The sequence below is a fragment of the Dehalobacter restrictus DSM 9455 genome, from assembly GCF_000512895.1.
GTDB lineage: Bacteria > Bacillota > Desulfitobacteriia > Desulfitobacteriales > Syntrophobotulaceae > Dehalobacter > Dehalobacter restrictus.
Genome location: NZ_CP007033.1, coordinates 851,256 through 877,207, shown reverse-complemented (window position 1 = coordinate 877,207; position 25,952 = coordinate 851,256). Strand labels below are relative to the sequence as shown.

General features: G+C 44.3%; 21 protein-coding genes. 5 read left to right on the top strand and 16 right to left on the bottom strand.

Features of this window, described 5'->3' with window-relative positions:
• Positions 1–32: 32 nt before the first annotated feature.
• Positions 33–1,862 carry a two-component system sensor histidine kinase NtrB gene (locus DEHRE_RS04200; protein WP_019225104.1) on the bottom strand — a complete coding sequence of 610 codons (1,830 nt, stop codon included), beginning with the start codon at positions 1,860–1,862 and terminating at the stop codon, positions 33–35.
• Positions 1,863–2,133: 271 nt separating this feature from the next.
• Between DEHRE_RS04200 and DEHRE_RS04195 the strand changes: the two genes are divergently transcribed.
• Entirely contained in the window at positions 2,134–2,976 is an 843-nt protein-coding gene (locus DEHRE_RS04195; RefSeq protein WP_025205345.1) for a hypothetical protein, read from the top strand.
• A gap of 219 nt (positions 2,977–3,195) precedes the next feature.
• The gene (locus DEHRE_RS04190) at positions 3,196–6,630 is read left to right on the top strand and encodes a pyruvate carboxylase (protein WP_019225102.1); all 3,435 of its coding nucleotides are present in this window, start codon (positions 3,196–3,198) and stop codon (positions 6,628–6,630) included.
• A gap of 186 nt (positions 6,631–6,816) precedes the next feature.
• On the opposite strand, the gene DEHRE_RS04185 is transcribed toward DEHRE_RS04190, so the two are convergent.
• The 7 genes from DEHRE_RS04185 to DEHRE_RS04160 all read right to left on the bottom strand — a co-directional run bounded on the left by DEHRE_RS04185 (position 6,817) and on the right by DEHRE_RS04160 (position 11,126).
• A complete protein-coding gene (locus DEHRE_RS04185; RefSeq protein ID WP_025205344.1) occupies positions 6,817–7,638 on the bottom strand; it encodes a methyl-accepting chemotaxis protein in 822 nt (273 codons plus the stop codon).
• Positions 7,639–7,805: 167 nt separating this feature from the next.
• Positions 7,806–8,171 (bottom strand): hypothetical protein, encoded by a 366-nt coding sequence (locus DEHRE_RS04180; RefSeq protein WP_019225099.1) that lies wholly within the window; start codon positions 8,169–8,171, stop codon positions 7,806–7,808.
• 22 nt (positions 8,172–8,193) lie between these two features.
• A complete protein-coding gene (locus DEHRE_RS14765; protein WP_019225098.1) occupies positions 8,194–8,358 on the bottom strand; it encodes a hypothetical protein in 165 nt (54 codons plus the stop codon).
• A 184-nt stretch (positions 8,359–8,542) separates the two neighbouring features.
• On the bottom strand, positions 8,543–8,974 hold the full coding sequence (locus tag DEHRE_RS04175) for a hypothetical protein (RefSeq protein ID WP_025205343.1): 432 nt from the start codon (positions 8,972–8,974) through the stop codon (positions 8,543–8,545).
• Positions 8,975–8,984: 10 nt separating this feature from the next.
• On the bottom strand, positions 8,985–9,692 hold the full coding sequence (locus DEHRE_RS04170) for a M23 family metallopeptidase (RefSeq protein WP_025205342.1): 708 nt from the start codon (positions 9,690–9,692) through the stop codon (positions 8,985–8,987).
• Between the two features lie 116 nt (positions 9,693–9,808).
• Positions 9,809–10,354, bottom strand: coding sequence for a hypothetical protein (locus tag DEHRE_RS04165; protein ID WP_025205341.1), 546 nt, complete (start codon positions 10,352–10,354; stop codon positions 9,809–9,811).
• Between the two features lie 232 nt (positions 10,355–10,586).
• Positions 10,587–11,126 carry a hypothetical protein gene (locus tag DEHRE_RS04160; RefSeq protein ID WP_025205340.1) on the bottom strand — a complete coding sequence of 180 codons (540 nt, stop codon included), beginning with the start codon at positions 11,124–11,126 and terminating at the stop codon, positions 10,587–10,589.
• A gap of 186 nt (positions 11,127–11,312) precedes the next feature.
• On the opposite strand from DEHRE_RS04160, the gene lexA reads away from it, so the two are divergent.
• Positions 11,313–11,939 (top strand): transcriptional repressor LexA, encoded by a 627-nt coding sequence (gene lexA, locus DEHRE_RS04155; protein WP_025205339.1) that lies wholly within the window; start codon positions 11,313–11,315, stop codon positions 11,937–11,939.
• Between the two features lie 89 nt (positions 11,940–12,028).
• Here the strand turns inward: lexA and DEHRE_RS04150 are convergent, their stop codons facing one another.
• Positions 12,029–12,223: a hypothetical protein gene (locus DEHRE_RS04150; protein WP_025205338.1), complete on the bottom strand. Its 195-nt coding sequence runs from the start codon at positions 12,221–12,223 to the stop codon at positions 12,029–12,031.
• Between the two features lie 320 nt (positions 12,224–12,543).
• Positions 12,544–13,419, bottom strand: coding sequence for a methylenetetrahydrofolate reductase (locus DEHRE_RS04145; RefSeq protein ID WP_025205337.1), 876 nt, complete (start codon positions 13,417–13,419; stop codon positions 12,544–12,546).
• Positions 13,420–13,762: 343 nt separating this feature from the next.
• Here DEHRE_RS04145 and carB point away from each other — a divergent pair, with 343 nt between their 5' ends.
• Both carB and DEHRE_RS04135 read left to right on the top strand, forming a co-directional pair.
• Complete coding sequence (carB, locus tag DEHRE_RS04140) at positions 13,763–16,987, top strand: carbamoyl-phosphate synthase large subunit (protein ID WP_025205336.1); 3,225 nt, start codon at positions 13,763–13,765, stop codon at positions 16,985–16,987.
• A 184-nt stretch (positions 16,988–17,171) separates the two neighbouring features.
• The gene (locus tag DEHRE_RS04135; RefSeq protein ID WP_025205335.1) at positions 17,172–17,489 is read left to right on the top strand and encodes a DUF6951 family protein; all 318 of its coding nucleotides are present in this window, start codon (positions 17,172–17,174) and stop codon (positions 17,487–17,489) included.
• A gap of 12 nt (positions 17,490–17,501) precedes the next feature.
• Here the strand turns inward: DEHRE_RS04135 and DEHRE_RS04130 are convergent, their stop codons facing one another.
• From DEHRE_RS04130 to DEHRE_RS04105, 6 genes are all read right to left on the bottom strand, one after another.
• On the bottom strand, positions 17,502–17,909 hold the full coding sequence (locus DEHRE_RS04130; protein WP_038603138.1) for a response regulator: 408 nt from the start codon (positions 17,907–17,909) through the stop codon (positions 17,502–17,504).
• Between the two features lie 47 nt (positions 17,910–17,956).
• Positions 17,957–21,784 carry a PAS domain-containing hybrid sensor histidine kinase/response regulator gene (locus tag DEHRE_RS04125; protein WP_025205333.1) on the bottom strand — a complete coding sequence of 1,276 codons (3,828 nt, stop codon included), beginning with the start codon at positions 21,782–21,784 and terminating at the stop codon, positions 17,957–17,959.
• Positions 21,785–21,797: 13 nt separating this feature from the next.
• Positions 21,798–22,817, bottom strand: a complete 1,020-nt coding sequence (locus DEHRE_RS04120) for a protein-glutamate methylesterase/protein-glutamine glutaminase (protein ID WP_025205332.1) — start codon at positions 22,815–22,817, stop codon at positions 21,798–21,800.
• Positions 22,818–22,839: 22 nt separating this feature from the next.
• A complete protein-coding gene (locus DEHRE_RS04115; RefSeq protein WP_025205331.1) occupies positions 22,840–23,655 on the bottom strand; it encodes a CheR family methyltransferase in 816 nt (271 codons plus the stop codon).
• A 103-nt stretch (positions 23,656–23,758) separates the two neighbouring features.
• Positions 23,759–25,429 (bottom strand): methyl-accepting chemotaxis protein, encoded by a 1,671-nt coding sequence (locus tag DEHRE_RS04110; protein WP_025205330.1) that lies wholly within the window; start codon positions 25,427–25,429, stop codon positions 23,759–23,761.
• On the bottom strand, positions 25,426–25,935 hold the full coding sequence (locus DEHRE_RS04105) for a chemotaxis protein CheW (protein WP_015044367.1): 510 nt from the start codon (positions 25,933–25,935) through the stop codon (positions 25,426–25,428). The genes DEHRE_RS04110 and DEHRE_RS04105 overlap by 4 nt, the downstream gene beginning before the upstream one ends.
• Between the last annotated feature and the right edge of the window lie 17 nt (positions 25,936–25,952).

The window sequence follows — 25,952 nt, the reverse complement described above, 5'->3', positions numbered from 1 at the left end:
CTATAGTTTTTTCTAGTCTGGCAGTTCAATCATTAGATCTGCTCATTTTCATTACTGCTATAATTATTAAGCGGGAAAGTTATAAAAAACGTAGTCCCCTCCTCCCCTGTCAGAAATTCAAGCCTGGCTTGGTGTCTGCGTACAATACCTAAAGAAATCGCAAGGCCTAAGCCTGTCCCATTCTCTTTCGTCGTAACGAACGGTGTACCCAAGGTATCCTGAACACTCTGAGGAATTCCTTTGCCATGATCTTGGATTGCCAGAACGACCCCTTCCTGAACCCGGTACGTTTTGATGTAGACCTTTCCCTTCGTAGCAGTCTCTTCCAGAGCATTTCGGACTAAATTAAGGATAAGTTGTTTAATCTCTGATTCATTGAGATCAATGCTTGGAATATCCATTAATTCCAAGAGCAGCTCTTTGTCTGAACTATGCGCATCAGCCTGCAGCATCGGATACAACCTGTTGATAATGTTGTTGATATTCTCCTCTTTTGTTCCTTCAGCACTAACTTTGGCCACAGATAGAAAATCGGTAAGAATCTCATTGGCTCTGTCAATCTCCGTAATCATCAGATCCATGTATTCTATCTTAAGTTCCGAATCAGACTGGCCCTCCAGCAGTTGCAGAAAGCCCCTGACCGTACTCAGCGGATTTCTGACTTCGTGGCTGATCCCTGCCGCCATTTGTCCGATCAGGTTGAGCCGCTCCAGGCGCTGCATTTCCTTGTCTCTTTGTTTCAGCTCAGTGATATTCCTGACAAAAACTGTGAGGCCTTGTTTAAACGGGTAGGCATGATACTGGAAATATTTATTTTCCGGAGAGATATATTCCTCCCAATGCAGGGATATATTCTCTTCTAAAGCCTGTCTCAGGTTGACACGCGTTGCAGAATCAGCTAATACACTGTAAACGTCCCAAATATTTCTTCCAATCAGGTCTTCACGATCGTGTCCCATGTTTTTCTTCATCTCTTTATTGACATAGGTAAAGCACCACTCCTTGTCCAACGCGAAGAATCCATCGCCAATGCCTTCCATGATGGTCAGGAGCTTATCATTGGAGCTTTCCAATTCAACATTCAATTGATACAAGCTTTCCAGGTGATTTCTGATCTCTTCAAATACCGGTTGGAGTTCCGGCAGCCTTTCCAGGTCCTCCACGCTTTCCAGACTGTTGCTTTTAATTGTATGGGCAAATGACTCTAATGAAGCCTTGATTCTGACAATATTCTTTTTAATAATGGCCAGCACAATGATCCAGAGAATAATGCTTGGGACCAGCACTTTAGCATATTTGAACGATGACAGATAAAAGATATTATCGGTCCCTATTTCGGCCCAGGTGTAACCAATCACTGTATTCTGGTAATACAGCGGTACAGCAACCGCAATAATGCCTTGGCCGTTCCAGTCAATAACGCCCGCTTCATTGATAAATTCTGCATTCCCAGATTGAAAAAGCCGGAAGAACTCGGCATTAAGCTGATCCTTAACAACGGATTCCACACTAGGTGCAAAAATAATATTCTGATCCATTTCCTTGTCAAAATAGCCCATGCGAATATTGGAGTACTTCGCGGAAAGATCGGCAACATCCTGGCCGAGCAACGCATTCATTTCTGTTATCTTTTCTTCGTCAGAAAGATTGCGATCATCTTCGTAAAGCTTGATGTCCGTATAGTGCGCTTGGATCTTATTTTCTAAAACTGACGCTGCACTCATCAGTTCAAACTCTTTCTTTAATACTTCTTCATCCCAATAAATATTTGCGATAAAAAAGTATAAAATAACCATGATCCCGAAGATGAGCAGAGTTATCTTAATCATCGTCGACTGAATAATTGACTTACTGAATCCCATTTTTTCTACCTCTTTCCACAAATGCCGATAGTGTTCAAAAATATGCTCACTTGTGTAAACAGTTTTTATATATTCCTTTCCATTATTTCAGAACTTTGGCATTAATTCAATAAGTTTCTTAAGAATAAGAAGCAAGAAACTGCAAATAATAACAGAAAAAAGTAACAAAGGAAGTATTTATATGGGATATTTTACAATAAAAAGTAGGAATTGGTCTACAAGATTAATCTGCTTTTTTATCATTTCTTTATTGTTTTTTCCGGGATGCAGCATGATGAATAAAATTACAGGCAAGCAGCCCGAAAAATCCGAAAAGTCCGAAGCAATTCCTAAACAGCTTGAAGACGTCGAGGCATCAATCGAAAAGATCTTCGGCGTATTAAAAGGGCCGTCCCTTGTTTCAGGAGAAGCAAACGGTCAGAGTGAACAAACTCAAACCGGTGAGCAGAATCAAGCAGGCAGCAGTCAGAGCCAAACGAACGGCCAGAATCAAACCGAAGGGGGCAGCCAGCAGAAAGAGCAGTCGGGTAAGAGTTCCTCCGGGCAAACAAATACGAATCAGGTTGCTGATCCGTTCCAGCAGGCAGCACTCGAAATTAACAAACTCCATTATCTATGGAATGAGATTATGCCCGAAATTAATAAAAAAGGCGCTCCCAAAAAACTTACTGAGGATTTTAGCAATTCCCTGAATAATCTTACAGAATCCGTGACGACCAAAGATAAAATGAAAATCATGCTGGCCTTAAACGCCCTATACGCAAAGATTCCAAATGTTTACGCGCTTTATAAAACCAATATTTCTCCCGAAATTAAGAATATCATCTATTTCAGCCGAAGCACCATTTTATTCGCTGAGTCTAAAGACTGGGGAAAAGCATCAGTCGCCATCAAAGAACTTAAATCATCCTGGGCCATGCTGAATAACGCGCTGGAAGGAAAACAGCAGGATGATTCCGGCAAGCTGGACATGTCCATTCTGGAGCTTGAAAAGGTGGTCCAGGAACAAAATACGCAGCTTGTGCAAATTAAAGGGAAAATCACGCTGGCCAATATTGCTGCACTTCAAAAGTCTTTGCAAGAAGCACAGCAAAGCGAAAAGCAAAAGAAATAAACAAAACCCTCATGCTTAAGATCTGACAATTGGCGTATCCGTTTGCGTTGCAAAGAATTTCTGCTATTTTAACAAAATCATATTGGTGAAAACTTGGATTATTTGTACAATTAATTCTGTATTCCGGTATTTTTTTTCTGAAGGACTTTTTACCGCACCCTCAATGCCTTATAATAGTAGGAATAAGATGATTGATTTCAAGACCAAAGGAGATACCAAATGAAAATACAGAATTTTAATAAAGTGCTGGTCGCAAACAGGGGAGAAATTGCGATCAGGGTTTTTCGGGCCTGCAAAGAGCTTGGGATCAGAACCGTTGCTATTTACTCGGAGGAAGACAAATATGCCTTGTTCAGAGCAAAAGCGGATGAATCCTACCTGATTGGTGAGAAAAAGAAACCGATCGAAGTATATTTAAGCATTGGTGAAATTATTAACCTCGCCTTAAAAAAGGGCGTTGACGCCATTCATCCCGGCTATGGCTTCTTATCAGAAAACCCGGAATTCGCGGAAAAGTGTGAGGAAGCCGGTATTGTTTATATCGGACCGTCTGTTCATACACTCGAAAATCTCGGGGATAAAATCAAATCCAAACTGCTGGCTCAAAGCGTAGGCGTTCCTGTCATTCCCGGCGTGGACAAACCGATGACTTCCGTGGACGAAGCTGTGGTCTTTGCCGAGAAATATGGATATCCCGTGATTCTGAAAGCGGCAGCAGGCGGCGGCGGAAGAGGAATGCGCGTCGTCTACAGTGAAAAGGACCTGGAGCGTGAATTTAATAATGCCAGAACAGAGGCTAAGAAGGCTTTTGGTATTGAAGATATTTTCATTGAGAAATACCTAGAAAGACCTAAACACATTGAAGTCCAAATTCTGGCCGACAAGTACGGCAATATCGTTCATCTGTATGAGCGGGACTGCTCCGTGCAGCGCCGCCATCAGAAAATTCTCGAATTCACGCCGGCTTTTTCGATTCCCCAGGAAGTCAGAGATCGCCTGTACCAGGATGCGCTTAAACTTTCCAGAGCTGTCAATTATGTTAATGCAGGCACTGCGGAGTTTCTGGTTGACAAGCATGGCAACCACTATTTTATTGAAATGAATCCCCGGATTCAAGTCGAGCACACAATCACTGAGATGACGACAGGGATCGATATTGTTCAAAGCCAAATTCTGGTCGCTCAGGGCTACCCGCTAAATTCGAAAGAAATCGGAATTTCGTCCCAGGAATCGGTTGTTCCGCGCGGATACTCGATCCAGTGCAGAATTACCACGGAAGATCCGCTCTCAAACTTTATGCCGGATACAGGGAAAATTGACGTATACCGGACGAGTTCCGGTTTCGGCATCCGGCTCGACGGCGGGAATGGCTACACCGGCGCGAACATCTCACCTTACTATGACAGCCTGCTCGTTAAAATTATCTCCTGGGCCAGAACGTTTGAAGGAACCACGCAAAAAGCAATCCGTTCTGTTAAAGAAATGAATGTCAAAGGGGTCAAGACCAACGAAGCCTTCCTTATTAATGTCATGAACCACGAGAAATTCTTAAGCGGAGAATGTGATACCCATTTTATCGATGATACGCCGGAGCTTTTTGACATCAAACCCAAAAAGGATTACGAAACAAAGCTTCTGAAATATATCGGCGAAAAGATTGTCAACGAAGTCAAGAGCACCAAGAAAGACTATAACATCGCCCCAGTGCCAAAGATAGAACTGCCTTCCGAACGTACAGGAATCAGAGACATCCTGCAGCAGCGCGGCGCTGACAGCTTCGTATCCTGGGTCAAAGACCAGAACAAACTACTGCTGACCGACACGACCTTCCGGGACGCGCACCAGTCCCTGCTGGCAACCCGGGTTCGAACCAAGGATCTTGTGTCAATTGCCGAAGCAACTTCCGTCCTGGCCAGTGATCTGTTTTCCATGGAAATGTGGGGCGGAGCCACGTTTGATGTTGCCTACCGCTTTTTACGGGAATCACCCTGGCGCAGGCTGCAAAAACTCAGACAGCTCATCCCAAATATCCCGTTCCAGATGCTGATCCGCGGCGCCAATGCCGTAGGATATACGAACTATCCCGACAACCTGATCCGAGCCTTTATCCAGGAAGCCGCAACGCAAGGTATCGATATCTTCAGGATCTTTGACAGCCTGAACTGGCTGAAAGGTATGGAAGTGGCTTTTGACGAAGTGATGAAGACCGGAAAAATAGCAGAAGTATGTTTATGCTATACCGGGGATATCCTCGATGAAAGCAAAGAAAAATACTCGCTGAACTATTACCTGAAGATGGCGAAGGAAATTGAGAAGATGGGTGCCCATATACTTGGCATCAAAGATATGTCCGGCCTGCTGAAACCCTATGCCGCAACTAAACTGATCAAGGCCCTGAAGCAGGAAATATCCATTCCGATCCACCTGCATACACATGATACCAGCGGAAACGCTGTCGCCACGATTCTGATGGCGGCTGAAGCAGGGGTGGATATCGTTGATGCGGCGCTCAGTCCGATGGCAGGGACTACAAGCCAGCCTTCCATGGATTCAATTATCGCTGCACTCCGCAATACCAAGATGGATCCGGGAATGGACCTCGACGATATCCAAAAGCTCTGTAATTACTGGAGTGAAGCCAGAACGTTCTATGAGCAGTTTGAATCCGGACTGAAATCTGGAACTGCTGAAATATACAAATATGAGATTCCTGGAGGCCAGTATTCCAATCTGAAGCCGCAGGTGGAAAGTTTTGGTCTTGGCCACAAATTTGATGAAGTCAAAGCGATGTATATAGAGGTCAATCAGATCCTCGGTGACATCGTCAAGGTTACCCCTACCTCCAAAGTGGTCGGAGATATGGCCATCTTTATGATCCAGAACGGACTGACCAGAGAAAATCTGCTTGGAAAAGGAAAAAACCTAGCGTTTCCCGATTCGGTCGTCGACTATTTCAAAGGGATGATAGGCCAGCCGGAGGGTGGTTTCCCAGAAGAACTGCAAAAAATTGTTCTGAAAGGTCAGGATCCAATTACCTGCCGGCCCGGTGAAATCCTCGAATCGATTGATTTTGAAAAAATTAATAAGAAACTCCAGGAAGAATACCATATAGAGCCCAATATCCGGAACGCCCTGAGCTATGCACTTTATCCGAAAGTATACAGCGATTACCTCAAATCCCTGGATGAATTCGGGCATCTCTATAACCTGGAAAGCCACGTCTTTTTCTACGGATTGAAAGAAGGCGAGACCAGCGAAATCGAACTTGACGAAGGCAAGACCATGATCTTGAAGCTGGTTGAAGTCCGCGATGTGGATGAAGAAGGCTATAAGACGCTGCTTTTCGAGATCAACGGTAATAGAAGAGAAGTACGGATCTTTGACCGGAACTTTGAAGAAAAAGAAAAGGTCTCCGTCACACTGATGGCAGACCCGAATAATCCAAAGGAAATCGCCTCATCGATCACCGGAATCATCTCCAAAGTGTTTGTCAAAGAAAACGAAAAAATTATCAATAAACAAAGCATGCTGATCATTGAGGCCATGAAAATGGAGACGAATATTATGGCCCCAACGGACGGAGAAATCGAAAGCATTCTAATCAGCGAAGGCCAGCAGGTTAAATCCGGTCAACTGATTATTAAACTCAAGTAAAAGCCATCATTAATAAAATAAACCTTAAGTAATAAGATTCCGTAAGAATTGCGCAGACAAACCTATTTTTGTCTGCCTTTTCTTCATCCAAAAAAGAAAACCCGGCATAACAGAGTCCGAAGAGCGACACAATGTGCCCGCCTCGACATCTGTAATACCAGGTGTTTTTTCAATCATGGTTATTATTTACAGTTTGGCAGCCGTATCTTTAACCGTCTCCGCCAGTTTCCGCAGGTGATCGATCGTGGCTGCATTCTCCTGAGTGGCCGCAGCCTGCTGCTGGGCGATCTGTCCCGATTCTTCAGCTGCATTGGTCATGTCGGTAACCGCCGAAGAAATCGACTCAATAATCTGCCGGACTTCTTCTGCTGCTTTTTTACTGTTTTCGGCTAACTTCCTGATTTCCTGGGCAACTACGCCGAACCCGCGGCCGTGTTCCCCGGCCCGGGCCGATTCAATCGCGGCATTTAAGCCAAGCATATTCGTCTGATTCGAGATGTTTGTAATGGTGTTGATAATGACTTCAGTTTCATCAATTTTCTGATTAGATTCCTGCGCTTTCACGGAGAGGGCTTGACCGACTTCGGCCAGTCTCCCGGCACCCATGGCGACCTCCTCAACCGCTGAGGCAATCTGATCCAGATAATTGGACAGCTGTACAGCTACCTCATTAACATCCTGTTGTTTCTTCCTTCCGGTCGCACATACCACCGTCCCGACAGGACTTCCGTTTTCATCAGGTATCGGTATATTTACTCCGCGAAACAGTGTCCCGGTCCGGACATTAAACACGGTCTTCCTGTTCTCTTTCATACATTTTTCGGTAGCTGTTCCCATAATCTCACTGCCGACTTCAATACCAATATTAAGCTCTTCTCCCTCGGCTACCTGAAGATACTTTTTCCCATCCGTCACGTATAAGGCCATGTCAGGAGGAAGAGCCTTCACAACGTAAGGCAATATGCCGCAGAGTGCCTCAAGTGCATCTTGTCCCTTAAGTAAGACCATTCTATTCCCCCCCTTATTCAAACAATTATTTATACTTTAATTGGATATTCGACGCAATTAAAGCAATTCCTTTTTGTTAAAAAAATAACTTGTATATACTTTTATTTATCAAAATTTTAATAAAAAAATACCCGCTTAAACTTCCTCTGCCTAAGCGGGCTCTTGGTCTAAGCGGGCCGTATTTGAATGTACCAGATAAAAAAGCCTGCAAGCAGGAGGAATACTGTCGTAGCAGTCCATCGAAGAATGGACAGGACTGCTTTCACCGAACCGGCGAGACTTTCAATATCTTTTTCTTTTTTGACACACTCCATCTCCTGCTCTTTGATCCTTTCGTCGTGACTGCTAAGCATCTCTTTGATATCAAAGCTAAACTCCATCAACTGCTCGCACAAACTATCCAGCCGCTTGGATTCCAGCACCGAGGAAGATTCCAGGATCGTCAGCCGTTCATCATGCTTTTTAAGCGTCTCTTCATGCTCTTTCAATCTTTCTTCAAGTCCTTTCTTACTCTTTTCATTTTCAACCGTCATGTCCTTTCCTCCCTTCGTTTTCTTATTGCAACACCTCGCTGACCAAAGCATTATCCTGGTCGTAAGTCAGGAGATAGGTCTTGATTGCCTTGGCGGTCACGCCGTCTTCGTGATAATAAGTATCCGTCCGCAAGGAATAATACGGCGGAGTTCCCCCGGCCCCTCCCTGCCTTCTGGATTGCATCATACCCGCCGTCTCCGGCACTCCGTTTTAGATACTTAAAATAAAAACGCCCTTACAAGGACGTTCCAATTAAGTTGCCAAACTATGTTTGGTGTGATTCTCACTGTACTCAGCATACCCGAAATTTTGCTTCAAAATCGGCAAATAACCGGAAAAAATTCGGAAAACTTTATCCGTTAGAAACCTTTTATCCAGATATGTTATTTGAATTAGATATGTTTTTTGCCTCAGATGATCCTTGATTTTCAAGATTATTTTTCAGATTCTCTTTATCCATGGCCTGCAAAACAGCTTTCTCCTTCGTTGGAGCCACAATATAGTCATGGGCCGCTCCGGCGATCAACGCGACAAGAAAAGCATTAATGATGGCCAGACCAATGTTTTCGGCACTAACCTCTTCCCGAATGACCAGTGTCCAAATGATGATCAGGAAGGAAATCAGGACAGAGGACGGACGCACGATCCAGTCCCCTGACCCGTCTTTGGAAATTCTCTTTCCTAATATTTTCAGGTAATCTTTCAGAAAAGATACAATGACGTAGACAGCGATTACTGTACCACCGAGTGATGAAAGATCCTGCAGAGTAAAAAAAGACTGGGGCAGCGTAATAGTATCCATAACTTCCTCCTTACTTGGCTTTACAGAGATCAAGCACTTTTTGGCAGGTATCATAACGGTCCGCACCGATGATATTGATTGATTTTTCTGCTGCCTGATAATCGTTGCCGATCACATAGACTTTTTCTGCACAGTCAATGAATTCTTTCGTCACATTTGCGAGGTAACATACCGGTGCCTTTAAATGATCTGCTAGATAAGCTGCTGCTCTTTCATCCGGGCCTGGATTGCATAAAATAATGTTTTGAACCACCTTTTTCCCCTCCTCACTTGAATTCGCAGAAACACTTTTTACGGGTCCTTCTTTGTTCTCTATCCCCAGAAACACAGCTGGATTAATTTCGTTATTGTTTGTCCAGGGCGCCCTTCTGACCTCAAAATGAAGATGAGGGCCGGTGGTGTTCCCTGTTCTGCCCATCATACCGAGAATGGCACCTTCATTGACTGTCTGTCCGCGGGTCACCTTCACGGAGGCAAGATGGGCATGGATCAGATCGTAATTGCCATTCCTGGTTCTCAGGATAACGTAATTTCCCCACCCTTCCGGATCTGCACCCTGACCGCCGGCATAGGCTGCCTTAATGACAGCGCCCGCAACAGCAGCATATATGGCTCTATTTTCTGAAACCAAATCAATTCCCTCGTGATAACCTTTACCATATACACTGTTTCTGACACCATAGGGGTAAGATACTCTTGCTGACTTTAAAGACATCATCCGCTTTCCCACCTTTCCGATAGCCCAAAGAAAATAAGACCTGTCCTTTATTAGATAAATATTCATAAAGTCTCAGGTCTTATGCATAATATGTGGCTTGTCTCATTCTTGTGCTATTAGCCGGATTTAACGAGGTGTTTTACCTTCAAATAATCGTTGAGTTTCTGGTTAATATTTTTTCGGCGATATCTTATGGTCTTTTCGTCCATATTCAACGCCAGTCCGATTTGTAAATTACTTTTCCTTTTTAAACCATAATACTGTTCACAAATCATCCGTTCCACAGGATCCAGCAAGTTCAGCGCAAAACCAATTCCCTCAATGGAAGATTCCAGATGCATGATCTCCATTTTTAGCCTAATCTTTTTTTCAAGCAAAATCACAAGCTCCCTTTGCGATTTTTCCATGGAGCGTGTAAATTCCGCATAAGCTTGCGCAGTTGGATCACAGACTAAGCCGTTTCCTCCTCCCGTGACGGGGCGATAACTCGAAACTGTTCCTTTCGAAGGAATAAGCTGATTTACATCCAATAATATTCTTCTGATATCTTCGGCATTCTTTTCCACCGCTTCCAAAGCTCTTTTCTTGACCTGCAGTTCATCTAATTTCCGGTAATAGCTTCGCAAGGCGGCTTCCATACCTTTCATAGCGGTGTCGTTCATGTTCACTCTCCTCTCCGGTTGTTCCTGTATGTTCTTTATGGAGAATACTTCCACTGTAACAAGCATACGTTATTTTCAAGGATTAATTCGGCAAAAGCCAGGAAAAAATTCGGAAATCTCTTTGCATGTCTAGCACCTTGTCAACCCTAAAATGATTATATAATGACGACAACGCGGTATTACGAGAAATCTGCCGCCAGGGTATATAAGGTTCAGGGCTGACAGGTACTAGTTATTGATTCACACACATACAATCCTGCAGGTAAAGATTGAGTTTCTGATTAATTTTTTTCCTTCTGTACCGAATCGTTTTTTCGTCCATCCGAAGTTCTTTGGCAATTTGAATATTGCTGTGCTCCTTAAGGCCGTAACACTTCTCACATATTGTTCGGTCAACAGGATCAAGTAGACTTAAGGCATAAGTGATCCCTTCAATGGCTGATTCAAGATAGATGATCTGACTCTTCAGTTTGACACCGCGGTGTAGTAACGCGGCTAATCTCTTCTCAAATTTTTCTACGGATGAAGTAAATTCATAATAGTTTTGCGCAGACCTGTCGCAAACGTACACACAACCGCCTGAAACAGCCATATATTGTGTAACAATCCCTCTGGAAGGTACCAGTTCGTTGACATCCAGCAAAATATTCCTGATCTCATTAGCATTTTTTCTAAGGTTTTCAATAATCGCCTTTTTTACCCACAGTTCATTCAATCTTCGATAGTAATTTTTCAGCATGTTCTCCGTGTCTGTCATCTGTGATTTTTGCAAAGCCTCACACCCCTTTTTTGCCCGCAACCAAATGTCCTTACGCTTTAATTCAAAGCGTATATTAATTATATTGCTACATTGCGTAGCAGTCAACTTCTATTTTTGGAATTTTATGTTGTTATTTATATTTTGTCCTATTGAATTGCTACTCATTGTAGAGTAGAATATTTTCTTAGAGGTGATGATGTGAGTTTTGGTGAAACTTTAAAATATTTGCGCCGGACGAAGAAAATTACGCAGAACCAGTTGGCCTTACACCTGGAGGTATCGCGTTCAGCTTTGTCTTTGTATGAACTTGGTTTAAGAGAACCGGATTATAAATTTCTGCAGAAAGTCTCTGATTTCTTCGGGATCTCTCTGGATAGTCTGCTGGGCAAAAACCCTGCGATGAACGAACTGCCGAATTTTAATAACGGGCATACCATTCCTGATCTTGCTATGGTTCCAATCGTCGGCCGAGTCCCCGCCGGAACCCCGGCCATTCCTTTCGAAGATATTGAAGATTATTTGCCGGTTCCCCGTTCGTTTGTCCGCGAAGATGAATTGGTCTTTGCCTTGAAGATTAAAGGTGATTCAATGATTGATCTAGATATCAGTAACGGCGACCTTGTGCTGGTAAGAAAACAGCAAACGGCCCAAAACGGGCAGACAGTAATAGCCAGGATCAACGGGGAAGAAGTGACCTGCAAAAGGTTTTACAATGTTGATAATAGAATTACGCTTGAACCGGCCAACCCTAGCTACCGGGCGTTGGAACCTGATCATGTCGAAATTGTTGGCGTTGTGTTCAAAGTCATCAAAGATATTTTCTAAAAGAGGAAGTAAAGAGGAATAAAAAAAGCAAAAGACTTCGTTTCGCTTAATTTGAAACGAAGTCTTTTGCTTGGGAAATAAGCTGTTAACTATTGATCCATCAGCTTATTTCTAGATAAGTATTTTCTTGCTTCCTTTTTTGAATAGATGATTGCTTCAACAAGCATTTTTTTATTTTCAAAGACTTTTGGTCCTACTAATATTTCCGGCGTATTGTCATCCTCAGACAGGCAGAGTCTGGCTTTTTCCCCCATGCAGTCAATGATCCAAACTCTTATCTTCATAATGATTTCCTCCTCCTGATGTAAAAGAAGATCACGAAAGGAAATATTAATGGTTTTACTGCCGTGAAGCCATAATTTTTTTATTAATATCAATTTTGTTAAGACAGATCTTCATGTTGAAATTGACTAAAAATTTATCTGTTATCTTCTCCCTTCGTATTTGGCTCAAAATCTTAATGAGTAAAAGTAATTATACCATTTACTTCCTGCGAAAATTGTAGAAATACTTGATCTTCATAAAAAAATGACCTTAGGATAGTACTTTCGTCCTAAGATCAATCTTCGGCATAGAATAAAAAAAATCTATTCAAAAATCACAACTACAGCAAGCCCTTCTCTCGCAGGATCTTAACAATACCGGCTGTTGATTCGCTTCTGTCCATCGTGTAGAAATGCAAGCCGCAGGCTCCTTCTCGGAGGAGTTCTTGGCACTGTGCCGCAGCGTATTGAATACCAAATTCCACTAGGGCATCCGCATCGCCTTCCGGCAATGAAGCAATTCCTTTTTTCAATTGTTCCGGTATGATGGCCCCGCAGTTTGCTGCAAGCATTTCCATCATTTTGACACTGTAGACAGGCATCAGGCCGGGAATAACAGGAACAGTAATGCCGCTCTTTTGGCAGCGCTCCATCAAATGATAGAAGTAAATATTGTCATGAAAGAAGTTGGCAATGACAAAATCTGCGCCTTGATCCACCTTATACCTTAAATATTCGATATCCTTTTCCAAACTTGGTGCCTCAAGATGACCCTCGGGATATCCTGCTACCCCTATGCAAAAGTTATAATTCTTTTTGGCAAACGTTACGAGCTCATAAGCGTAGTGAATGGTATCCACAGGAATTTCCTTCGCTCCGTCTTTGCCCAGATCTCCGCGCAGTGCCAGGATGTTCTCAATCCCAAGGTTCTGGTAAGCATCCAGCACTGCAGCCACTTCGTCCAGCCTGAAACCATAAGCCGCGAGATAGGCAACAACTTCGAGCTTTTTCTCCTGCTTCAGTTTCTTGACCAGTTCATAAGATCCTTCCCTTGTTGACCCACCTGCCCCGAAGGTGACCGAAACAAAACTCGGATTAAGGCTTGTTAAGACATCGAGTGTCTTTTCGAGTGTTTCCGCATTTTTTTCCGTCCGTGCGGGAAAATATTCAAAAGACAAGGTTGGCTTGTCGGTTTTGAATAATTCAGATATTTTCATACTTCTCTCCTTATCCATTTTTTTATTGTTATTACTGCGTCAAGCATATTGCGTTAAGGTTTAGCCGGTTGCCAGATCATGGTGATTGACAGCTGCTAGTGATATATTAATTCAGAACGATGATTTCTGCAAGCATATACTCTTATAACAAATACTTTTATGCAAATACTTTTATAGCAATACTTTTGGACATTAACGGTATTTGATTATTATGTATATAGAATACATAATTCTTTATGAAAGGCATCATCTTGTCTTGTTTTTTCTGATAAAATGGCTGTGAGGCTTTTACATCAAAATACACTATTTCAACTTTATTTTTTATAAAGAAAGGAAATACAACATGCCAAAAAGAACCGATATTAATAAGATCCTGATTATTGGGTCAGGTCCCATCGTAATCGGACAAGCCTGCGAGTTTGACTATTCGGGAACCCAGGCCTGTAAAGCGCTTCGCAAACTGGGCTACAAGATTGTACTGGTCAATTCCAATCCTGCCACCATCATGACAGATCCCGGAATTGCTGATGTCACCTATATCGAACCATTAAACCTTGAAAGTCTGACGAAAATCATTGCCAAAGAACGTCCCGATGCCCTGCTGCCAAATTTGGGCGGTCAGTCGGCCTTGAACCTTTCCTCCGAGCTGCACCAGGCAGGCGTCCTTACGAAGTATAACATTAAGGTCATCGGTGTTCAGCTGGACGCGATTGAACGTGGTGAAGACCGAATTGCTTTCAAAGAAACCATGAACAGGCTCGGCATTGAAATGCCCCTCAGCAAAGCGGCCTACAGTGTAGAAGAGGCAGAAGCGATTGCCCAGGAACTCGGGTATCCGGTGGTTATCCGCCCGGCCTACACCATGGGTGGAACCGGCGGCGGTCTGGTTTACAATGCTGAAGAACTGAACGTAATTGCGAGCCGCGGTATTGCCGCAAGCCTGGTCGGTCAGATTTTGGTGGAAGAATCCGTACTTGGCTGGGAAGAACTCGAGCTCGAAGTCATCCGTGATGCCAAAAACCAGATGATCACCGTATGTTTTATTGAAAATATCGATGCGATCGGTGTCCACACCGGCGATTCTTTTTGTTCGGCCCCAATGCTGACGATCAGTCCTGAGCTTCAGGAGCGCCTGCAAAAATATTCTTATTCTGTCGTCGAAGCCATTGAAGTCATTGGCGGCACCAATGTGCAGTTTGCGCATGATCCGAAGACCGGTCGGGTTGTCATCATTGAGATCAACCCGCGAACTTCCCGATCCTCAGCGCTGGCCTCCAAGGCAACAGGTCTGCCGATTGCGCTGATCTCTTCCATGCTGGCGGCAGGGCTGACCCTGGACGAAATCCCTTACTGGAGAGACGGCTCTCTGGACAAATACACACCTTCAGGCGACTACGTTGTTATCAAGTTTGCACGCTGGGCCTTCGAAAAATTTCCCGGTTCGGTGGACAAGCTTGGTACCCAGATGCGCGCCGTCGGCGAAGTCATGAGTATCGGGAAAAGCTACAAAGAAGCGGTGCAAAAGTCCATTCGCTCTCTCGAGACCAACCGTTACGGCCTGGGCTTTGCGAAAGATTTCCACCAGCGGTCTCTGGAAGAACTAATGGCCATGCTAGCTGAACCGACCAGCGAGCGTCAGTTTATCCTTTACGAAGCGCTGCGCAAAGGCGCGGATATCAATGATCTGTACGCTTTGACCTATATCAAACCTTACTTCCTGCAGCAGATGAAAGAACTTGTGCTACTGGAAGAAGAAATCTTAAAATACAGCGGCAAAAATCTGCCGGATGAACTGCTGACCCAGGCCAAAAAAGACGGCTTTGCAGACCGTTACCTTGCAATGCTCTTAAACTTAAGTGAAGCGGAGATTCGCAAACAGCGAGCTGCCCTAGGGGTAGTGGAAGGATGGGAAGCTGTTCCGGTAAGCGGCGTTGAAGATGCCTACTATTATTTCTCTACCTATAATGCTCCCGACAAGACCACAAGCAGCAACCAGCCAAAAGTAATGATCCTCGGCGGCGGACCGAACCGGATCGGTCAGGGCATAGAGTTCGACTACTGCTGCGTGCATACCGCCTTTGCGCTGCGTGATCTTGGCTACGAGACCGTCATCGTGAACTGCAATCCCGAAACGGTCTCCACGGACTACGATACCTCCGATAAGCTTTATTTTGAACCGCTTACCGTCGAAGATGTTCTGAGCATCTACGAAAAAGAAAAACCGCTCGGCGTAATCGTGCAGTTTGGCGGCCAGACACCACTGAACATTGCAGATGAGCTCAAAAAAGCCGGTGTCAAAATTCTTGGCACAACTCCCGAAACCATTGCGCTGGCTGAAGACCGTGATTTGTTCCGTAAGATGATGGAAAAGCTCGATATTCCAATGCCGGAATCCGGAATGGCCGTCAACCTGGAAGAAGCGCTTGTTATCGCTGACCGGATTGGTTATCCTCTGATGGTCCGTCCTTCGTTTGTTTTGGGTGGACGCGGCATGGAAGTTGTTCACGACGCAGAGATGCTAAGCCGTTACATGGCAGCTGCGGTAGGCGTGACGCCCGACCGGCCGATTCTAATCGACCGTTTCCTGAGCAATGCGATCGAAGCGGAAGCCGACGCGATCGCGGACGGCAAGGATGCTTTTGTGCCGACCGTCATGGAACATATCGAACTGGCCGGTATCCACTCCGGAGACTCTGCCTGCGTCATCCCGCCGATCAACATCCCTGAAAAACACCTAGCGACGATTGTGGAATACACGAAAAAAATTGCCCAAGAGATGAACGTTATCGGGCTGATGAACATGCAATATGCAATTGCCGACGACAAGGTTTATGTCTTGGAAGCAAATCCAAGAGCTTCAAGGACCGTACCACTCGTATCCAAAGTCTGTAATATTTCCATGGCCCGTATTGCGACCGAAATTATGATGGCTGTCAATGATGGTAAGGAAACATCCGTCAAAAACTTTACTTCCAAAACAGTACCTTATTTTGGAGTCAAGGAAGCAGTCTTCCCGTTTAATATGTTTACCGAAGTTGACCCTGTGCTCGGACCGGAAATGCGTTCGACCGGCGAAGTGCTCGGCCTGGCCGATTCGTTTGGTCTGGCCTACTACAAAGCACAGGAAGCAACCAAGTCCCCGCTGCCGGAATCAGGTACTGTGCTGATCAGCGTTAATGACGACGATAAGCCTGCCGCACTCGAGGTGGCCAGGAGCTTTGCTCAGACCGGCTTTAAGATCATGGCTACGGAAGGGACCCACAAATTCCTGCTGGAGAACGGAATCGAAGCCGAAAAAATCAAGAAGCTGTATGAAGGCCGTCCGAACATCGTGGATAGTATCACCAACAAGGAAATCCATCTGGTGATCAATTCGCCGTCCGGCAAACGCAGCAAACATGCAGATGCCTATATCCGCAAAGCGGCAATTAAGTATAAGGTTCCGTATATCACTACGATGACCGCTGCAGCGGCAAGCGCCAAAGGCATTGCCGCCTATGACGCGAATGGTGCATCTGGAATTACCTTAAAGTCCCTGCAGGAATATCACGCTGAGATTAAAAGGTAATACAGGTTCCCTGTCAAATATTGAAGTTCCAATAACACCAAATTACTCTCCGTATAATTTCAGAAGTGAAGCAAGTGTATAACAAGAAATCCTCAGCGTTAGATATGCCAACGATTTCCGCTCATAACCGTCCTACTGTCGCGGTGCCATTAATAATAATTCTAATATATAAGGATGTGAAGCCATGATCAAGGTATCTGTTAACGGCGGCGCCTGCGGCTTTATGACCAATATTGAAGTCAACGCTGAGCGCAGGAATGCGAATATCAAGATTATTACGGAATGCCCCAGCCTGAAACCTTTAAGCGAAGAACTGAAAACAGTCAATGGTTATGAAGAATGCTTCGGCAAAATCGGTGATACCTCTGTCTTTCAAATCGCGCGCCAATACTGCAAGCATGCCGCCTGCCCAGTTCCTACCGCAATTATCAAAGGTGCGGAAGCAGCCTGCGGCCTTGCTTTGCCCAGAGATATTGAGATTAAGATCACCAAGGAAGACTAGCTCATCAAGCACCTATTTCGTATTCTTCACCACTCCGAGCTTTTCCATGACCTCCAGAAATTTGACGGAATCGATGGGTTTGGATGCATACGCGTCACACCCATATTCAAAGGCCTTTTGCACATAATCCGATTCAGCCAGAACGGTCGTCATAATGATCTTGGCTTGTTTTTCACACGGAATCCCTTTTTGTATTTCCAGATCCCGAATAGCCTTTAACGCCCTGACTCCATCGACCTTCGGCATCATGACATCGAGACAGATCAGCTCATAAGGGCTCTCTTCCTTGAGCGACATCAAATAGGCATCGATCGCTTCCAGTCCATCAACCACCAGATCGCACTCACCATATTCTGATAATAATTTGTACAAATATTTTCTGCTGGCTAAATCGTCTTCAGCTATGAGTATCTTCAACATCCCGTTCCCTCCTAATTACTTTGTTACTTCGTACTTTTCCTTCATTGCTAAGTGACTTTTTGAAATGACTTTTTAAAAACATAATACGCTTCTTTAAATAAGCTGAAATACTCAATCTCATCCCCAATATTATTTTTTCTTCTCGCCAGTTCGATTTTAAAAGCACAGAATTTCAATTCATCTGCTTCAATCTGATTGCACAGGTTTTTCAGCCGGTTGGCAATCGATTCTATCGCTTCATATTGCATGCTTTCGAAATGATCGTCGAGTTCTTTGATGCAATGCTCGATTTCCTGCATTACGGAAGTATAATGTTCAGTGTCTTTATTCTCAGATTTACTTGTAAAAATAATTTCGCCGTGATCCCCGAGCTCAACCTTATCCGGAAATTCTTGCCGGTTTTGACCCACCGAACCAATTTTTTTCATTAGATCGTTGATGTCAATCGGTTTTGCCAGATAACTATCCATTCCCATCGCCAGAAACCTTTGTTCGTCACCCTGCAACGCATAGGCAGATACTGCAATGATCGGTGTATGGGTCCGGCCGCCTTCAGATTCCCTGATATTTTTCGTTGCTTCTATCCCGTCCATCACGGGCATCTGGATATCCATCAGGATCAAGTCATATTTTTTTTTCTTAAAAAGATCCAGGACCTCCAAACCATTGTCTGCAGTATCGACCTGATGGCCTCTTTCCTTCAGCATGCGGCGAAGAAAGACTTGACTTACCTTATCATCCTCAGCAAGAAGAATATGCAAGGGCCGGATCATTGGGCTGATGTCAGGTCTAAGGAACGGCACTGTTTCGCTTAGTTTTCCTATTTTAAATTTGATCGGAAAATAGAATGTGCTTCCTCTTCCTTTTTGACTGCTGACCCCCATGGTTCCACCCATCAGCTCGACTAGCTGCTTGGAAATTGCCAACCCCAGGCCTGTTCCGCCATATTTTCGGGTAATAGAGCTGTCGACTTGGGTAAATGTTTTGAACAGGAAGGTCTGATCTTCTTCGGAAATACCAATTCCGGTATCCTGGACAGCAAATTTCAGTTCAATGTCCTGATCTGTCTTCAGAACGTTGTTTAAAGTGACAGATATTTTACCGGTGTCCGTGAATTTTATTGCGTTATCAACCAGGTTATTCAGGACCTGCCTAAGTCTGTTCGGATCACCGATCAGATACTTCGGGATGCTGGGATCGAGATCATACGTTAATTGAAGCCTCTTTTTACTGGCCCGCAGCGTATGCACCTTCGAATTCTTCTCAACCAGATCATGCATGTCAAAATTGATGTTCTCAACAACGAGTTTCCTGGCCTCAATCTTGGAAAAATCAAGGATATCACTGATCAACGCCAGCAGGGAATTGGCACAGATTTTGGCGGTTTCGAGGTTATCCCGCTGTTCAGGATTCAAGTCAGTGGCCAGCGTTAAATCAATCATACCGTTGATGCCGTTCACCGGTGTCCGGATCTCATGACTCATATTGGCGAGGAATTCACTTTTGGCCCGATTCGCGGCTTCAGCTTCTTCTTTGGCCTTGATGAATCTCTCCTCATTCTTTTTTCTCTCCGTAATATCCCGTGCAATGAGAATGAGATAGTCTATATGATTAAGTTTAAATTGCCGTATATTGATCTCAACGGGAATCTCTCTGCCATTTTTGGAAATGTGGATATCTTCAAACACATAGGTTTGATAGTTTCGAACTTGAGTCATCAATATATCCACTTCCGCTTTGCCTATTCTGGAGATCATCTTTGGCGAATGTCCGATCAGCTCATCCCGCGTATATTCGAGTCCTTTGCAAGCGACTTCATTTACTTCGACAATCGTGACTTCACCTTTTTCATTAACCTGCTCCAGGAAAATGGCATCTTTGGCATTTTCAAAAACGCTTCGGAATTTTTCTTCACTCTCGATTAGTGCCCGCTCCGAAGCTCTCCGCTCGGATATATCCCGTGCCAGGCAATATATGCACGTTTTGCCGTTAATATTTATCAGATGCATACTGACTTCAACCGGGATCTCCCTTCCGTCTTTAGTGACATGCACATGTTCGGCTGTATCGAATCCCTGCTGTATCAGCTTTTCCAATTGTTCAATTTGATCTTTCGTATCGTATTTAACGATATCCGGCAGATATAGCTGAAAGAGTTCCTCTCTCGTATAGCCGAGTCTTTGACAGGTAATATCATTGACTTCAATTATTTTCCCAATCCGGTCATCATTCTCGATAATTTCAACGATGTAGATTGCATCCGTGACATTGTTATATAAATTTCGATACCGGGTTTCACTGTCCAGCAGCTGTTTTTCAATTTTTTTACGTTCGGTTATTTCTCTAAGCACGCACAACAACACCTGGTGGCCATTAATCATCGTGGTCTGTGCACTCACTTCAACAGGAACTATACTTCCATCTTTCCGTTTCGTGTTTGTTTCAATAAAGAATCCTTTTTCCACGGCAATCTTCAGTTGTTCTCCGGCAAACGTCACATCTTCTGCAAAATCAAAAACTGTTTTTTGCACAATTTCAAGATGATCATAGCCGTAAGCTTTCAAAGCTGCTTTGTTGGCTTCGAGAATTTTCCCATCCTGTGAGACGAACATAATCATATCCCTGGCATTTTCCGACAACAGTTGATAGCGCTTTAAAGCGTCTTCAGCAATCTTTCTGTCGGTGATATCCAGTATAATGCCGATTAGGCCGGCATACTCTCCTTCAAGATCATAATATGGGCCGCCTGAACTGAGACACCATCGATACTCCCCGTCATGATATCTTAAGCGATGCTCATATTCAAAAGATGTATGGTTCGCTTCTGCATTTTTTAGTATTTCTTTATAAGCGGATTTGTCTTCGGGATGTATGACTGATAACCAGTGAATATTCATGCACTCTTCAAAGTTCATACCCAAAAAATCCAGCAGATTTTTATTCAGGTAAGTTATTTCTTTTTCTGTGGAACGCCAGATAGAAACCGGGAAATAATCCAGCAGCTTCAGCTGGAAATCGCGGGACTTAACCAGTGACTCTTCAAGTATCTTTTCTTCGGTGATGTCATTTAACGCAATAACGATATTTTTTTTGCCGTCTACCATCAGCGGGGAGATGCTGACATGAAACCATAATTGTTTTGTCTTGCCGTTAAGGATAAATGATTGGGAGAACTCCAACCCCTCGATAGATTCATTGTTTTTAAGCGCCCGCAAGCCGGCATGTGTAATCTCACACTGCTTACATTTCGCTGCGTAGCCGCAACCCCTGGGATGTTCAAAGCTGGCTGCACATTTGAAAGCTTCGCCAAATGTTTTACCAAGCACATCTTGTTTTTCCACATGCATCAGTTCGAGTGCTGCGTTGTTTACGCAGCTAATGTGCGCCAGCTCATCGATAATAACCATATTAACTGGAGACGAATAAAAGATTGTCCTAAAATTTTCTGCTTCATTTTTATAGTCGTTTTCAATTTCTTTGATTCTGGTGATGTCCCTGAAGACAAAGATGACCCCTCTGACTTGGCCGTCTTGTTCGATCACTGGGGAACTGCTGGCCGAAATGCAGATGATTTGGCCATCTTTTTTGATCAGTGCCGAATGGTTTTTTAAGCCCAGAGCTTTCTTTTTTTTAATGGTCAGCTCTATCGGAGAATCCATTATTTCTTCGGTTTCTTTATTGATAACTGGAAAGACTTCTTCAAATATTTTACCCTGAGCCTCTTCTGGCAACCAGCCCGAAAGCCTGGCAGTGGAATCATTGATGTATAAAATGGTTCCCAGATGATCCGTATACACGACACCATCTCCGATGCACGCCAAAGCCAACGCCATTTCATTTGTTGTGACATTGTAGCTTTTTTTGCTTTTATTCATTGGCCTTCATTCCTTACTTCAGCATCGTACAAATTAACTGAGGGATGTTCATTAAAGAAGTTTGTCTTTCAACGGCCCCAATATCATGAGCAACTTTCGGCATGCCGTAGACCACACAGGAATCCTGATCCTGACCGATCGTTCTGGCCCCTTTTCTTCTCATCTGCAGGAGTCCCTTGGCCCCGTCATATCCCATACCGGTCAAAATGACACCCAGCGCATTTTTGCCTGCTTCCTTGGCCACGGATTCAAATAAGACATCAACGGAAGGACAATGACCGTTGACCTTTTCTCCTGCGAAGCACTCAATCCTGTATCGATTGGCTATCTTTTTGATTCTGACATGCTGGTCTCCAGGCGCAACTAAGGCCATTCCCTGTTCCAGGTAATCCCCGGTCCGAGCTTCCTGGACCTTCAGTTTGGTCTGATTATTCAGCCGCTCGGCAAACATCCGGGAAAAAACAGGAGGGATATGCTGGACGATAACGATCCCGGGCATATTCGCAGGCAGTCGCTTCATGATATTGCAGACGGCTTCCGTTCCGCCGGTGGAAGCGCCGATCGCGATGATTTTTTCCGAATTCTCGGCATGCTGGCTTTCAACTTTTTCAGTCGTATCCTTCATCGACGGGATAATCCGGGCGACGGAGGCTACCTTGATCTTAATCTTCAACTCATTTAAAAAGGTTTCCACTCTCTGCGCAGCCTTCATATCCGGCTTGCCGACAAATTCGACAGCCCCGGCATTCATCGCATCAAAAACAGCATCGCTCACCGTACTGATCACAATCACCGGAATCGGATATTGCGGCAGCAGCTTGCAGATAAATTCAATCCCGTTCATTTTGGGCATCTGGACATCACAGGTCATGACGTCCGGTTCAACTTCCAGGATTTTATCCCTGGCTTCAAACGGGTCTGCGGCCATACCCACAACTTCGATCTCCGGGTCACTGGCGATTCCTCTGGCCAGAATCTCCCGGAAAACGATGGAATCATCTACAATTAAAACCCTAATCTTTTTTTTGGCCATGATATCAACCTACTTCTAAATATTATTCTTTTCTGTATACGGCTGGCATGACATATTTATATTGGGTTGTATCTTTGTTGAGTGATTCCGAATGACCGATGAACAGGTAGCCGCCATACTCAGTCATGTCATAAAATTTCTGAACAAGCTGTTCTTTGGTTGGCCCGTCAAAGTAAATCATCACATTTCGGCAAAAGATCACATGGAACTTCTTTTTAAAAGGAAATACCTTTTCCATCAGATTAAAGTTGCGGAAGATCACTTCATTCTTAATTTTTTCTACAACGATCGAACTTTCCCTGTCGAGCTTTTTAAAATAATTTGTTCTCCACAGCGCTGGCAGCGCCGCAACCTTATCATTGGCGTATTCGCCATTTCTGGCAATCGTTAAGGCTTTATCGGAAATGTCCGTTGCAAGAATCTTCGTATCCCACCAGACTTTTTCTCTGCCAAAAAACTCATCAATGATCATCGCGAGGGTATACGGTTCTTCACCACTGGAGCACGCCGCGCTCCATATCCGTAGATCCTTATCCCGGCAATGGGCCGCCAGCACAGGCAGAACGTTCTCTTTTAAGAAAGTAAAATGCTCCGCTTCCCGCATAAAAAACGTATGGTTGGTGGTAATCTTATTAATAAAGGTGGTCATGGCCTCCCCGCCGTTATGTGAAGTAATGAAATCGTAATATTCCGAGAAACTTTTAAAGCCGTTCTCGATAAGGACACCCTGCAGTCTGCCGTTAATCAGCGATTGCTTTTCTTTTTTTAGATGAATCCCATAATTAGCTTCGATATACGCTGCAAACTTCACAAATTCTTTTTCCGTTATTGTTATCATAACAGACCACCATCTTCTCCAGGCGTTTTTTATAGAAACTTCTAATTTCTGTTATTCTGAAGAGAGGGCCTCGAATCAGGCCCTCTCTTCTCTTGCATTTCACTTAGTACTTGCCGAATTCGTCGTCACTCAGGACAATTTTCTTTTTTGGCTTTTCCTTTGGTGCAAGAGTCGGACTACTACTGTTCATATTCTCGAGCATTTTCAGAATATCCGGGCTCATGTTTTCGATTCCTTTTAAGGAAGCGTACTGGCCGTTTTTCCGCAGTTTGAATTTGGCAACCTGAACATTCAGCAGCTCGGACTGGCTCGCCAGTTCCTCACTTGCAGCGGCACTCTCTTCAGCAGTTGCCGAGTTGGTCTGAACGACTTCCGCGACCTGAGCAATACCCTGGTTGATTTGGTTGATGCCAATGGCCTGTTCATTGGAAGCCACTGCAATGTTGTTCACCAGGTTGGCTACCTTCGAAATTCCTTCGACAATGTTGTTTAATTCTTTTGCCGTGTCGCTTGCTATCCGGGTACCGTTATCAACATTCTTGATCGAACCCTCGATCATATCCGTTGTTTCCTTAGCAGCGTTGGCTGAGCGAGCTGCGAGGTTTCTGACTTCTTCTGCCACAACGGCGAACCCTTTGCCGTGCTGTCCTGCCCTTGCAGCTTCAACAGCAGCATTCAGGGCCAAGATATTGGTCTGGAAGGCAATATCGTCGATGACTTTGATAATTTTGGAGATATTATTGGAAGAATTATTGATTTCATCCATTGCGCTAAGCATTTCCTTCATCTGGCTGTTGCCCTGGGCCGCATTCTTCTTGGCTTCTTCCGCCAGCTGGTTTGCTTCATTGGCATTTTGGGCATTGAGTTTGGTCTGGGAACTGATTTCTTCCAGAGAGGCCGTCAGCTCTTCAATCGAACTAGCCTGCTCGGTTGCGCCCTGGGAAAGGGCCATACTGGAATCGGACAGTTGCTTCGAGCCTGAAGCGACCTGCTCGGAAGCACTGTTGATATTACTGATCACTTCATTCAGGGTCAGCGTCATGGTCGAGAACGATTTGGCAAGCGCTCCGATCTCATCTTTGCCGTGGACATCGATATCGACATTCAAATCGCCGTCAGCAATTTTATCGGAAACTCCTACCAGTTTGCGGACAGGGTTTGTGATCGAGCGAGCCATAAAAAATCCGAGGATGATCGACAGAACGATTGCGGTCAAGGTGGAGACGGCCAGTATAATTATAGTTCTGGTTTCTTTGGATGCAATACGATCCTTTGCCGCACCAATGTTTTGAGCTCTTTGCTCTGCCATTTGCGTATTTAATTCGATTAGGGCTTTTGTTTCCGGTGCAATTTTTGCTCCAACTGCCGTGATTTGTGCAGCATTGCCTCCTTTGACTGCCGCAAACAGCTCTCCACTTACTGCAGCGGTCCAGGCGTTGCTTCTCTCTACCATGGCCTTGTTCTCAGGCGTATTCTCCATGGCTAACAATTCCTCTTGCAGTTTGGTGCACTTCTGGGAAATCGCATTGAAATCGTCAACATAGGACTGTTTTCCATACAACATGTAGGCTCTGGCAAGACTTGCTCCATCGGTGAAGCTTAAGGCCAGGTCTTCATTAATTTGGAATTTCACAAATTCGACTTCGGTCATCTGATTAACATCTTTGACCATAGAATTAACCTGGGTATAAGTGACTACAGAAATGACTGCCAGGATGACGACAATGACAATATAGCCAGCTAAAATCTTGGTTTGAAGCTTGTTGAAATTCATGATATTACCCCCTCACTAAGTGTAGATGTCAGATTAGACAGTTCTTCTTCTTTTAATAATTTGTCGCAATCAAGAATGAGCTTGATACTGTTATCGACCTTGCCGATTCCTTTAATGTATTTGTTACTGGCACCTCCGTTAACACTGGGAGGAGGCACTATTTCGTCTTCAGGGATGACAAGCACCTCGCATACGCTGTCCACGATCAGACCAATTGATATTTCCTGAATGTCGATCACGATGATACAGGTCCGGTCACTGTATTCCATAAATGGCTTTTTGAAACGCAGGCGCACATCGATGACCGGAATGATCTTCCCTCTCAAATTGACAATTCCACGAACATAATTGGGCAGCTCCGGCACTTCAGTAACCGGCTGGATACCGATAATTTCTGTCACGTACTTAATTTCAATCCCGTAGATTTCGTTGCCTAGAGAAAAGGTCAAAAACTTGTTTTTCTGAGTATCTTCTTCCAAATAATCTTCTGCAATCATTTCTGCCATTAAAATCACTCCTTTCT